This is a genomic window from Bacillus sp. PAMC28748 (genome assembly GCF_014250415.1).
In the GTDB taxonomy this organism is placed as follows: Bacteria; Bacillota; Bacilli; order Bacillales; family Bacillaceae; genus Bacillus; species Bacillus licheniformis.
On record NZ_CP060192.1, the window covers coordinates 391,700 to 404,684 of the forward strand.

General features: G+C 47.5%; 11 protein-coding genes and 1 pseudogene. 4 read left to right on the top strand and 8 right to left on the bottom strand.

What is annotated here, in order from left to right; translation table 11 throughout:
- Positions 1-3 precede the first annotated feature (3 nt).
- The gene (locus H7F26_RS02095; protein WP_003185189.1) at positions 4-1,455 is read left to right on the top strand and encodes an MDR family MFS transporter; all 1,452 of its coding nucleotides are present in this window, start codon (positions 4-6) and stop codon (positions 1,453-1,455) included.
- 39 nt (positions 1,456-1,494) lie between these two features.
- Here the strand turns inward: H7F26_RS02095 and H7F26_RS02100 are convergent, their stop codons facing one another.
- A complete protein-coding gene (locus H7F26_RS02100) occupies positions 1,495-2,334 on the bottom strand; it encodes an aldo/keto reductase (protein ID WP_003185195.1) in 840 nt (279 codons plus the stop codon).
- A gap of 89 nt (positions 2,335-2,423) precedes the next feature.
- Entirely contained in the window at positions 2,424-3,284 is an 861-nt protein-coding gene (locus tag H7F26_RS02105; RefSeq protein ID WP_003185197.1) for an ROK family protein, read from the bottom strand.
- A 266-nt stretch (positions 3,285-3,550) separates the two neighbouring features.
- On the opposite strand from H7F26_RS02105, the gene H7F26_RS02110 reads away from it, so the two are divergent.
- Positions 3,551-4,675: an aminotransferase class V-fold PLP-dependent enzyme gene (locus tag H7F26_RS02110; RefSeq protein ID WP_011198281.1), complete on the top strand. Its 1,125-nt coding sequence runs from the start codon at positions 3,551-3,553 to the stop codon at positions 4,673-4,675.
- A gap of 79 nt (positions 4,676-4,754) precedes the next feature.
- Positions 4,755-5,165, top strand: a complete 411-nt coding sequence (locus H7F26_RS02115) for a DUF5412 domain-containing protein (protein ID WP_017474582.1) — start codon at positions 4,755-4,757, stop codon at positions 5,163-5,165.
- 5 nt (positions 5,166-5,170) lie between these two features.
- On the opposite strand, the gene helD is transcribed toward H7F26_RS02115, so the two are convergent.
- Both helD and H7F26_RS02125 read right to left on the bottom strand, forming a co-directional pair.
- Positions 5,171-7,501: an RNA polymerase recycling motor HelD gene (gene helD / locus H7F26_RS02120; RefSeq protein WP_017474581.1), complete on the bottom strand. Its 2,331-nt coding sequence runs from the start codon at positions 7,499-7,501 to the stop codon at positions 5,171-5,173.
- A gap of 178 nt (positions 7,502-7,679) precedes the next feature.
- Positions 7,680-8,288 (bottom strand): trimeric intracellular cation channel family protein, encoded by a 609-nt coding sequence (locus H7F26_RS02125; protein ID WP_003185205.1) that lies wholly within the window; start codon positions 8,286-8,288, stop codon positions 7,680-7,682.
- A gap of 124 nt (positions 8,289-8,412) precedes the next feature.
- On the opposite strand from H7F26_RS02125, the pseudogene H7F26_RS02130 reads away from it, so the two are divergent.
- Positions 8,413-8,897 (top strand): annotated as a pseudogene (locus tag H7F26_RS02130) (GrpB family protein).
- 138 nt (positions 8,898-9,035) lie between these two features.
- On the opposite strand, the gene H7F26_RS02135 reads toward H7F26_RS02130, so the two are convergent.
- The 4 genes from H7F26_RS02135 to H7F26_RS02150 all read right to left on the bottom strand — a co-directional run bounded on the left by H7F26_RS02135 (position 9,036) and on the right by H7F26_RS02150 (position 12,963).
- Complete coding sequence (locus H7F26_RS02135; protein ID WP_003185209.1) at positions 9,036-9,521, bottom strand: GNAT family N-acetyltransferase; 486 nt, start codon at positions 9,519-9,521, stop codon at positions 9,036-9,038.
- A gap of 106 nt (positions 9,522-9,627) precedes the next feature.
- The gene (locus H7F26_RS02140) at positions 9,628-10,041 is read right to left on the bottom strand and encodes a disulfide oxidoreductase (protein ID WP_003185211.1); all 414 of its coding nucleotides are present in this window, start codon (positions 10,039-10,041) and stop codon (positions 9,628-9,630) included.
- Complete coding sequence (locus H7F26_RS02145) at positions 10,031-10,726, bottom strand: DsbA family protein (RefSeq protein ID WP_003185213.1); 696 nt, start codon at positions 10,724-10,726, stop codon at positions 10,031-10,033. Before H7F26_RS02145 ends, H7F26_RS02140 begins: the two co-directional genes overlap by 11 nt.
- A gap of 125 nt (positions 10,727-10,851) precedes the next feature.
- Positions 10,852-12,963, bottom strand: a complete 2,112-nt coding sequence (locus tag H7F26_RS02150) for a heavy metal translocating P-type ATPase (RefSeq protein ID WP_145722051.1) — start codon at positions 12,961-12,963, stop codon at positions 10,852-10,854.
- Between the last annotated feature and the right edge of the window lie 22 nt (positions 12,964-12,985).

Below are 12,985 nucleotides of genomic sequence, written 5' to 3' on the forward strand. Positions count from 1 at the left end.
AATATGAGTGAAACACAGCACAAGACAAATCAATTGCCGATTGTTGCCGTCTTGATTATGGGGACATTTATCGCCATTTTGAATCAGACGCTTTTGACGACGGCTCTGCCTCCGATTATGAGGGACTTAAACATTACGCCGGGGCTTGCCCAATGGCTGACGACCGTTTTTATGCTCGTGAATGGGATCATGATTCCAGTTACGGCTTTTTTAATTGAAAAATTCACAACGAGAAAGCTGTTCATGGCGGCAATGTCTTTATTTACGGCCGGCACGCTGATCTGCGCCTTGTCATTCAGCTTTCCGGCGCTGATTGCGGGGCGCGTCGTGCAGGCGGCTGGCGCCGGCATTATGATGCCATTGATGCAGACGGTGCTTTTATTGATTTTCCCAAAGGAAAAACGCGGATCAGCAATGGGAATGGTCGGGCTTGTGATTGCCTTTGCTCCCGCTGTCGGACCGACCCTGTCAGGCTGGATCGTCGATCGCTATCCTTGGGAAGTATTGTTTTACCTGCTGCTTCCGTTCGCCGTGATCGACATGATTGCCGCGCACTTTATTTTAAAAAATGTCACCGAACAGACATCGCCTAAGATGGATGTTACTTCAATCATACTGTCTTCGCTTGGCTTCGGCGGCATTTTGTACGGCTTCAGCAGCGCCGGTGTTGCCGGCTGGACGGGTGCGGACGTGCTGGCCGGCTTCGCGGTCGGCAGCGTTGCGCTGTTTTGGTTCATTTGGAGGCAGCTCCATTTGGAAGAGCCGATTTTGGAGTTCAGGGTATTTAAATATCCGATGTTTACCTTGGCGACGATTATCGGGATGGTTGTCTTTATGTCGATGATCGGAGCTGCGACGATCGTGCCGATGTATATGCAGGATATGCGCCATTTCACGGCGATGGAGTCGGGAATGATGCTGTTTCCGGGAGCTGTTGTGATGGGGCTGATGTCTCCGATTACCGGAAGAATTTTTGACAAAATCGGCGCGCGGATTTTGAGCATCACCGGTTTGACGGCGATCTTCGTGACCACATTGCTCTTGACCCATCTGACAAAGACGACGCCTTTTGCATATTTGTCTATCGTCTATGCGATTCGGATGGTCGGCATGGGGATGGTGCTCATGCCTGTTACGACAGCCGGCTTGAACCAGCTCCCGCGCCATTTGATTCCTCACGGAACGGCCATGAACAATACAATGAGACAGATGTCAGGATCGATCGGGACGGCTGTTCTCATCACCATCATGACACAGCGTGCGCTTCTTGACCCTGCCGGTCCGTCTTCGGATACAGCGATGATTCACGGCGTCAATCTGGCATTTATGACCGCTGCTGCATTGTCGGGAATCGGATTGGTTCTCTCATTCTTTATTAAGCAGCACCGCCGCGGACGGCTCGACGGCAGCAAAAGAAAACAAGCGAAAGGCCGCTTGGCCATTCATGAGAAATGAAAAATCCCGGGTTTATAAAAACCCGGGATTTTTTTATGATTATTCGAATCCGTTAACCATTGTGTCCGGATCCGGACCGACGCGCTCATCTTTATTAAGAGCGTTGATTTTTTCGACATCTTCCGCCGATAATTCAAAATCAAAAATGTCGGCATTTTCAATAATGCGGTGTTCTTTGATGGACTTCGGAATGGTGACGACTTCATTTTGCAAATCCCAGCGCAGGATGACTTGAGCAACGGATTTGTTGTATTTTTTAGCGATGTCAGTCAGCACCTGATCATCGAGGAGTTTTCCCTGCATGAGCGGAGACCATGCTTCCACCTGAATGCCTTGCTTCTTGCAGTAGTCCCTAAGCTCAGTCTGAGTGAGGCGCGGATGGAATTCAACCTGATTGACCATCGGTTTAATTTCCGCATCTTCCAATAAGCTTTCCAAATGGTGGACATTGAAATTGCTGACTCCGATCGCTTTCACTCTGCCGTCTTTGTACAGCTTTTCAAGTGCGCGCCACGTATCTTTATATTTGTCTTTTCCTGGCCAATGAATCAAATATAAATCAAGGTAGTCAAGGCCGAGTTTTCGAAGGCTTTCATCAAAAGCCGCCAATGTTTTTTCATATCCCTGGTCACTGTTCCAAACCTTTGACGTGATGAAAAGCTCTTCGCGGGGAACGCCTGATTCCTTAATCCCTTTGCCGACGCCTTCTTCATTTTGATAGATAGCGGCTGTGTCAATGCTCCGGTATCCGTTTTTAATGGCTGCTTTTACAGATTCAACGACTTGGCTGCCTTCTTCCACTTTGAAAACTCCAAGTCCAAACCATGGCATTTTCACACCGTTATGTAATGTCACAGTGTCCTTTAAACTGCTTACCATTTTGAACGACCACCTTTCTTTTTTTCAGATGCTTTTAAACGCACCGCTTTTATTATCTCACACTGGGTGGATTTTACAAAACAACTTGCTCAACCGATGGAATGAGCCAAAGCAAGCGCTCCGGTGATTCCCTGATCGTCGCCAAGGCCCGGCGGCACGATGTATTCTTCAAGATCAGGCAGGTCGACATATCCGTTCAAATATTCGGCCAGCTTTTTGCGAATCAGCGGGAACAGCTGCTGCTGCTTCATGACACCGCCGCCCATGATGATTTTTTCAGGGCACAGAATCAAGATATATTGCATGAGGGCCTGTGCTAAATAGTCGGCTTCAAGCTCCCAAACTTCCTCGTTTTCAGCCAAATCCTTGCCCTTTTTCCCCCATCGCTTTTCAAGCGCCGGGCCCGATGCCATCCCTTCAAGGCAGTCCTTGTGATACGGACAGATTCCTTCAAACGTATCCTGCGGATGCCGTCTAATGAGTAGGTGACCCATTTCAGGATGGAGCGTGCTCTGTACGAGCCGGCCGCCGACAATCGCTCCTGCTCCGATTCCTGTGCCGACTGTGATATACAAGCAGCTCTCCAGGCCTTGCGCCTCTCCTTTCGTCAGCTCTCCAAGCGCGGCAGCGTTTACATCAGTCGTAAACGAAACCGGAATGCCAAGCCTTTTTTCCAATTCGGGAATAAACGGGTACCCCTTCCAGGCTAATTTCGGGGTATTGGTTATGTATCCGTAATCCTCTTTATTTTTTGCAACGGATATAGGTCCAAAAGAGCCCACTCCCATTGATGTGAGCTGATACTTGCTGAAGAAATCGGTCAGCTTTCCAATGGTCTCTTCAGGCGTCTCCGTCGGGATCGTCAGCCTGTCTATGATTTCTCCCTTTTCTGTTCCGACTGCACAAACAAACTTTGTGCCTCCTGCTTCTATTGCACCGTAATGTTTCATCCTCTCGGCTCCTTTTCATCTGTTTGAATTGCTCTAATTGAATCATAAATCAGACGATGAAAGAAAGCAATCGCACTGAACAATGGTTCACCAGAGCATGGGAGCTTTTGATGCTGACGGAAGAAAGCTTCCCGAAAATGTGGCAGTTTTTTAAACAACTGCCGCGTTCGCTTTTTCGCTTAAATAGGCTTCTGACCGCTTGATCGTAACCGTGAAAAAGAGGATTTTTTCAAGCCCCGCTCGAAGCTTTAATAAGGAGGGATATCATGAAGCATCCATTCGACAATTTCCGTTCTTTATTCCCGAAATTGTCTGATCATGTTCATCTTGCCGCATGTTCCGGAAGCGCATTGGCTCTGCCTGTTGCCAAAGCGGTCGATGAGTATCAGAACGGCCTTTTAACAGCCGGTGCAGACTGGAAAGCACATCTCGACAAGATGGATGAGACCAAGGAAAAATTCGCCCGGCTGATCGGTGCTGAAAAAGAAGAGATAGCCGTTTTGCCGTCAGTATCTGACGCAGTGGCCGCTGTGGCCGCCGCAATGCCGCAGCCACCCCGTCGAAGGCAGATCGCCTTCACGGATATCGATTTTCCTGCTGTCGGCCAAATTTGGCTTGCGCAAGACCGCTTCAAAGATCACCTCATCATCATTCAAAGCGAAGATGGGATGATTGACTTGGAACAATACGAAAAAGACGTTACCGATCAGACGCTCTTGACGTGTGTGCCCCATGCCGGCTATCGGAACGGGTTTAAGCAAGACATAAAGCAGATTGCCGAGATTGTTCATCAGAAAGGGTCGCTTTTATTCGTCGACGCCTATCAGACTGCCGGCCACATTCCGATTCATGTCAAAGACATGGATATCGACATCCTTGCGGCGGGGACGCGCAAATACATGCTCGGCATTCCCGGAACGGCTTTTTTATATATGAAACGCGAACTTTGCGAACAATTTGAGCCAAAAACGGCCGGCTGGTTCGGAAGGAGCGCGCCATTTGCCTTAGATTCAGGCTTTGCGGAAGGTGCGAAACGCTTCGAGTCGGGGACACCGTCATTTATCAGCATATATGCGGCAGACGCGGCATTGAAGCTGCTGCTTGAAGCGGAGCCCGACAGGATCGAGCCCTATCTGCGGCAGCTTGCGGCATTCTCTTTGCAATACGGTGCGGAAAAAGGCCTGAAGATCACAGGACCCAACACCGTACATAACAGAACAAGCCTGATCTCGGTGTATGCCGAAGAAGCCGCCCGTGTTGAATCCCTCTTGCGTGAAAAGCATATCATCGTCTCAAAGCGAAACAACGTCATAAGAATAGCCCCACATTTTTACAATACAAAGGAGGAAATCGGATTTGTGATGGATGAGATCGCGGCAATCGTAGGCTAAGCCCCCGGCTTTAAAATGGACAGAATGCGATTTTTTCCTTAAACTATAAAAAACAATTTTCATCAAGGAATGAGACAAAATGGAGCTTTATATCGAAGGTGAATTAGAAGAGCATAGGAAGCTGCCGCACCGAAAAGTTTTGTTTGCCATTTTGGCTGTTTTGCTAGCGACCGGGATTACCATCGGATATATCGTGTATACGCATTTTTATTCGATGAATCATCTGCCGAAAGGAAATTGGTTTCAGTCTTCCGCTTCGCCGAATCAAGCATACAACCTGAATTTGTATAGAGTGAACAAAGGCGGGGGAACGAACTCCCCTTCCGTCAGAGGGGAATTGACAACGGTTGCCACCGGTGAACGAAAGAATATCTATTGGGGATACGAAGAAGAACATGCCAAAATCGAATGGCAGGACAAATACCATGTGTCCATCAACAACAATGTGCTGGACGTCAGAACTGATATATATGATGGAAGAAGAGAGTGACGGCGTCACTCTCTTCTCGTGTACATATCATTTGGGACGCCGTTTAAAAAATGCGTTTCTTTTCCAATGGAAAAGAGGTGCAGCTCATGCATCGCCCTCGTGCACGCCGTATAAAATAAAGTCCGCTCTCTTTCCTTTTTGTATTGCTTTTCAGAAGCGTCATAAATGATGACGGCATCAAATTCGATCCCTTTCGCCAAATAGACGGGAATGACGACCACGCCTTTTTGAAACGTTCTCGTTTCTTTATCGATCAGTTTAAGCTCTGCATGCTGCTGAAGATGCTGGAACGCATCCCTGCATTCCCGGACTGTTTTACAGATGACTGCAATCGTCTCAAGTCCTTCTTTTTGAAGGGCGGTCATAAGGGAAGCCATCTCTTTATGGTGTGCATGAGGATCGGCTGATATTGTCAAAGTCGGTTTTTTGCCGTTCCTGTTAAAAGCTTCGATCTCTTCGCCCCCTTCGATGATGCGCTTTGTCAATTCAACAATTTCTTTCGTCGACCTGTAGCTGCGCTTCAAGGTGATGATCTCCGTTTTTTCGCCTTCAAACACGCCTCCCGACAGAAGCGTCTTATCGTGATAGGCATGGGCAAGAATCGCCTGGTTTAAGTCTCCCAGCATCGTGATGCTGCACGCGGGAAACAAGCTCTCCAAAAAAGCAAGTTGAAAAGGCGTGTAATCCTGGGCTTCATCAATGAATAAATGGCGGATTGCCGTGTTTTTCCCCCCGCCTTTCAGCTTGTTTTTCATATATAAAAAAGGGACGGCATCTTCATAAAGCAGCTTCTCAAAACGAAAGCTTTTCTGAGTGAATGTGCAAATGCTCTGCCAGTCATCAGGGCGCGTTTGCGGGGTATAGCGTCCGGAAAAAAGCTGAAGGTATGTTCCTTTAAAATCAATAAAGCCGAACGCTTTTACCGCTTGCTTGAGCGGCTTGAACTCCCTTTCGGCAACGATGGAGGCAAGGAGGTTTCGCTCCCTTTCATAATCGTCAAACGTATTCTCCGTAAAGCGCTGTTCCTCCTGAAGACGTTTATAAGCCTTTAAGTATTCCTCTTTATCCAGCAGCTCGCTTTCTTCGATGACCCAGTCTTTTTTTCTTTCCTGGCGTTCATATTTGTTCAGGAGCTGCAACAGCCATTTTCCCGTTTGTTCAATCCGGTTGGACAGCGTGTCTGAATGATCAAGGGCCGCGAAAAATTTCCGCATCTGACCGCTTGTGATGATCCTTTTTCCGCGAAAGGTGATATGTTTAAACACCAGGTGCCCTTTTGCCAAATATTTGACGTAATCATCGATGATGCCTTTGAAAGCCAGACTGGATTTCAATTCAATCGATTTCATCCGGATGCGCTGCTCCTCACCGTCTGAAGCGGTTAAACAATATTCGAGCTGATCGAACGGAGTCTCGCATGGTACCTGCTTTCCAAGGCGGCGCGCTACAAATTCCTGGAACGTCGTCTGCTGGATGTTTTCCTCTCCGAGCTCAGGCAGAACATTGGCGACATAGCTGTTAAAAAGCAGGTTTGGAGAGAATAGCAGCATCTGGCTCGACTCGATCTGCCCGCGGCCGCGGTACAGCAAATATGCGGCCCGCTGCAATGCCGCCGACGTTTTTCCGCTGCCAGCCGCTCCCCGAACAATTAAAAAGCGGCTCTTTTCGTTCCGAATGATCTGATTCTGTTCTTTTTGAATCGTGGCGACGATGCTTTTCATCTGGATATCGGCCTGCTGCCCCAGCACTTCCTGAAGGACTTCATCCCCAATCGCCATATCCGTATTAAACATCGCTTTCAGCTGTCCGTTTTTGAAGAGAAATTGCCTTTTCAGCTCAATCGTTCCCCTGACCGTCTCGTCCGGAACTTCGTATTGAGCCGCGCCGGGTCCATAGTTATAGAACAGACTGGAAATCGGCGCTCTCCAATCATAGATCAAAAACCGCTCTTCTTTTTCATACATTAAAGAGGCGAGTCCGATGTAGACGGACTCAGCGTTTTCTTCGCCGTCCTCCAAAAAATCTACGCGGCCGAAATAAGGCGATTCTTTCACTTTTAACAGGTTTTTCAGCTGGCTGTAAAACTGCTTATGGCTCCTTTCCCTCTCAGCCAAAACCTCAGCCTGCTGTTTAATGCTAAAAAATGTTTCAACCGCTTCATTTTCATCGGCTATGTTTACGGTGACATCGCTCCAAAAATGTTTCCGTAAATCGATGATATCCTCCTTCAATCCGCCGGTTTTTCCCTTTAGAGAATGAAGCTTTTGATCCAATTCCTTTAAAACAAGCCGGATTCGTTTTTCCTCTTCCAGCCATTCCTGACCGTTTTCCTGCACGCTGACCACTCCCTAAAAAGATTTGACATCGAAAAAGATTCATGATAAAATAAAAATGGATAAAATTATAATTATTGAAATTTTATGTTAAAATACACTTCATCTTATCATATAACCTTTGGTCAAATCAATATAAAAAGCCGATTTTTCAATCAACGAAAAATCGGCTTTTTTCTATTCAGCTGTGGGACCGCAGCGAACGGTTCGGCAGCTTCCAGTTGAACATGTACGAACATACACGGCACGCGACCAGCAAAGCAAACAGGATATACAACGTGAGCGGCTTCTCCGCCCAGCCCATGCCGATAATGAATCCGCCCAAAGCGGCCCAAACGGCGTAAATCTCCGTTTTCAGCACAAGCGGCTTTCTTCCGGCCAGAAGGTCCCGGATCATTCCGCCGCCGCTTCCTGTTAAGACCGCCGCAACGATCACTGCGCTGACCGGATGGTTCATGTGAACGGCATAAAGGGCTCCTTGTATCGCAAATGCGGCAAGACCGATCGCGTCTGAAAAGCTGCCCCAGATGCTCCAGTGCTTTAACAGGAGCTTCGGAAACAAAAAAACGATCGTGATCGAGACAAGAGCGATTAGAAACAGACTCCCCTGCTCCCACAAGGCGGACACTGGAACTCCGATGAGCAGGTTTCTGATCGCCCCTCCGCCGAACGCTGTCACAATCCCCAATATATAAACTCCTAAAATATCATACTCTTCTTCCATTGCAACGATCGCTCCGCTGATCGCAAAAGCGACGGTTCCGATGATGCTCAACACTTCCCAAGCCATCTAAGATGTCCTCCATACTAAACTTCAATCTTTTTGATTTTATAACTTCTCCAACCTTTAAATCAACCCTCTCTGAATCAAAATATCTTATAATATAGAAAGATGTTTTTAAAGGGGTGGAAACATGGGACAGGAGGTCATCATCGAAAAAGCGAAAGCCGAGTGGGCGCACGAATTTGAAGCTGAAAAACAACAGCTCGCAGATGTCCTCGGAAAAAAAGTTCTCGCTATCGAACAAATCGGCAGTACCTCTGTTCCCGGCCTTGCAGCAAAACCGGTACTCGATTTGATGGCCGGCGTGAGCAGTCTCAGCGAAGCTTCAGTTGGATCGAACCGCTTCAGGAGCTCGGCTATGAGCACGTATTTCACGAAGCCTTCCCAGCCAGGCGTTTTTTTCGAAAGGGAAAGCGGAGGGCGGGCACACGCCATCTGCACGTATACATTTTTCAAAGCGAAGAATGGAAAAATCAGCTGAGATTCCGAAATTATTTAAGAAAGCATTCAGTCGAGCGGCAAGCCTATGAAACATTGAAAAAAACTTGGCGCGGCGTTTTCCATATTACCGGACTCCTATACAAAAGGAAAAGAATCGGTTCATCACAGCCGTGATTGAAAAAGCAAAACATTCGGAAAGGAGCGGCACGGCATGCTGAAAAAGACAAAACATAAACTGCTTACTATAGCCATCGCCTTCATTATGGCGGTTTTGTTGTACTACTATGTCCAAGTTACGAAGTGAAAGCGGGATTATACGTGCAAGGCCATTCTGACTGTTTTGAGGATATGCCCTTCGAAATCTTCATCATATTCGGCGACATCCTCAAAACCCTTCGCCTTGTAAAAGTTTTTTCCGGTGCGGTTTTCTTTTTCAACCTCTACAAAGATCTTTTTCACTCCCTTTAAATGGTTTATCCCCTCTTCCAATAATGCGGTTCCGATGCCTTTTCCCTGGTATTCCGGAGCTAAATAAACGGCTGCGAGATAGGCTACCCCTCCTTCTCTGACAAAGGAGTAGTTGGCAAAGCCGACGATTTTTCCGTCCGCTTCCGAAACGAGCATTAACGAGTGTTCCAAACGCTGCTGCATTCTTTCGTCATTGTACGCTTTCTGCAAGAACTTCTCTTGAATATCGAAAGGAATGATCCCTTCATACGTATGATTCCAGCTTGTTTTGGCAATCTGCTGTACTTGAGGGATGTCTTTCTTTTTCATTTTGCGAATCTTACACTCCATCCTCATCATCCTTCACATCTATTTGATAATTTCCAAATATTATAACATCCTTTCTATTGAACATGTATAAGAAATAAAAAAAGAGCATTGTCAGACAATGCTCTTTTTACTCGTCTTTCCCCTTGAGAAAGCACATAAAAATGATAATCAAAATAAATGCAATAAGGGCGAGAAACGGAATCGTGATGAAACCGAACCAATTGATATACTGCCCTGAGCAAGGCACTCCTGTGACACACGGTTTAATGCCGTTGAATCCGGGAATTTTTTGTTCCATGTAGTGCATCAGGGAAATGCCTGCGCCGATCACCGCCATCGGCAGCACGTATTTTTTCACGCGGGCATCGCCCTGAAATGTCGCAATTCCGAGAATCAGCACGAGCGGATACATCATAATCCGCTGATACCAGCACAGTTCGCAAGGAATAAATTTGCGGATTTCGCTGAAGTACAAGCTGCCTAGCGTCGCCGTTAATGAGACGATCCAGGCGCCGTACAGAAAAAGCAGTTTATTTTTCATCAGACTGGCCTTTCAGCTCTTTCTCGATCGTTTCTTTGATTTTGTCATAATCAAACGGTTTGTCGATTTTTACGCCGTTGACAAAGATCGTCGGCGTCGAGTCTACACCGTATTTGTTGATGAGCGAATTGTCCGTTTTTAATTGCTCAGCGAACGTTTTGTCATTTAAGCTGCTGACAAGCTTATCGCGTTTGATTTTCGTATTGGCTTCCGTGATGTCCGCCAATTTTGCCGGCGTCGCCCACTCGTTTTCCATCGTGTCATTGTCAGGCTGCGCCTTGTACAACGCCTCATGGAACTTCCAGAATGAATCCGGATCTTCCTTCCATACCTGCTCGGAAGCGAGGGCGCTCAATTCAGAGCCTCTGCCGTGCTGTTCATTGACGAAGTTAATATATGAAAAATTAACTTGATCTTTATCGATGTAATCCTTTTTCAAATCCGGAAAGACGGTCTCAGTCCACTGTTTGCAGCTGGGACATTTGTAATCTCCGAATTCCGTGATCGTTACAGCCGCATCTTTGTTGCCTAGAAGCGGCTGTCCTTCAGTTGAAGGCTTGTCATCAAAGGTTTGCGAAGCATTTTGGGTTTGATTGTTGATTACGACAAGTGCGCCGATCAGAAAAACGACCACGACTGTCATAATCACTGCAAATTTCATCGGTGACTGCTGTTTCTTCTTCACTTAGACACCTCATTATTCTTATTTTTTAGTATGCCAGTTTGATAACCTCTTTCATTTTAACAAGACAAGCCGCATTCGTGAAGATGCTAAAAAAGGAATTTCCAGTTCATTAGGTGGTAAAAAAGTTACATTTCTTTCACTTTTAATACCCTCATCGCATTTAAAACAGCCAGAAGGGTAACACCGACGTCTGAAAAGACGGCTTCCCACATCGTCGCGATGCCAAAAGCACCCAGGATGAGAAAAACTCCTTTAACGCCGAGTGCAAAAATAATATTCTGCCAGACAATCGTCCTCGTCCGCTTGGCAATGCTGATGGCTTCCGCAATTTTTGAAGGCTGATCCGTCATGATCACAATATCAGCCGCTTCGACTGCCGCATCAGAACCGAGGCCTCCCATGGCAACCCCGATATCCGCTCTCGCCAAGACCGGCGTATCGTTGATGCCGTCTCCTGCAAAAAGCAGCTTTTCTTTTGGAAGTTTTTGCTTATCTAATGTTTCAATACGGTCCACCTTGTGCTGCGGAAGTAGCTCCGCATGCACTTCATCAATGGACAGCTGTTCGCCGACCGCCTCACCGGTGTCTTTCGCGTCGCCCGTCAGCATCACCGTTTTTTTAATACCCGCTTTTTTCAAAGCGGAGATCGCACGCTTGGCATCCTCTTTGATTTCGTCAGCGATGACAATCGAGCCGATAAACGTATCGCCGGCGGCTACATAAACAACAGTTCCGATTTCACTTTCCTTTTGATACTGTATGCCGGCTTTCTTCATAAGCTTGGCATTCCCGGCTAAAATGACGGCTCCGTCTACAACCGCTCTGACGCCGAAGCCGGCCGTCTCGCTGTAATCTTTGATGCGGTCCGCTTGTACTTCCTTCCCGTATGCTTCACGGATCGACTCGGCGATCGGATGGCCGGAGAAATGTTCGGCAAGCGCCGCATATTCAAGCAGTTCATCTTCTTTGACATGGCTTGCAGGCGACAGCTTGACAACGGCAAATTCCCCTTTTGTTAAAGTGCCTGTTTTGTCAAAAACGGCGTATTTGACATCATTCAGCGCTTCTAAATAATTGCCGCCTTTCACGAGTATACCTGCTTTTGACGCCGCTCCGATGCCGCCGAAAAAGCCGAGCGGAATGGAAACGACGAGCGCGCACGGACAAGAAATGACCAAAAAGACAAGGGCGCGGTACACCCAATCTGACAGCAGGGCGCCTGAAATAATCAGCGGCGGGACAAAAGCGAGAAGAAGCGCGATTATCACAACGAAAGGCGTGTAATACTTGGCGAATTTGGTGATAAAATTCTCTGTTTTCGCTTTTCTGCTGCTGGCATTCTGAACGAGGTCAAGAATCTTTGAAACGGTTGATTCACTGTATTCTTTGTCCACTTCCACTTCAAGCACGCCGTTTTTGTTGACAAATCCGCTCAGCACCTCTGTTCCGGGAGCGGCTTCTCTCGGAACGGATTCTCCGGTTAATGCGGACGTATCGACAAGCGATTTGCCTGCCCGCACTTTGCCGTCAAGCGGCACTTTCTCTCCCGGCTTGACGATGATGATATCGCCGTCTTTGACCTCATCGGGAGACACTTTGACCGTTCCGCCTTCGGTTTGAAGATTGGCATAGTCGGGACGGATGTCCATCAAATCGCTGATCGACTTCCGGGAGCGGGTGACCGCGGCTCCCTGGAACAGCTCGCCTATTTGATAGAACAGCATAACCGCCACACCCTCGGGATACTGCTGAATAATAAATGCCCCCAGAGTGGCGATCGTCATTAAAAAGTGCTCATCAAAAACCCGGCCGCGAAAGATGTTTTTGACGGCCCTTAATACGACATCGCCGCCGATGATGAGGTAAGCTAGGAAAAAAAGAAGCCACTCGGCTGCGGTGCCGCCGGGAAGCAGAAAGCCCGCCGCACCGAGAACGGTTCCTGCAGCAAGCCTTGCAACCGTTTTTTTAAACCGTCCGTCGCTTTCTGGTGGGGCCTGTTTTGTCCCTTCCTTCAGCGTCGCGTTGACGTGCGGTTCGATCTCGGTTACTTTTTTCTTTATTATTAAAGAAATGTCTTCGCCGCTGTTTTGGTCGACTTGGACAGTCAGCGTGCTTGTTGCAAAATTGACCGAACACGCTTCAATCCCCTTCATACCGGCTATCTCATGCTCAATTTTTTGTGCGCAATTGCTGCAGTCAAGGCCGTTTAGCGTGTACTCCTGTTTCACCTTTTCCATCTCTCTCACCTTTCTTTTTCAG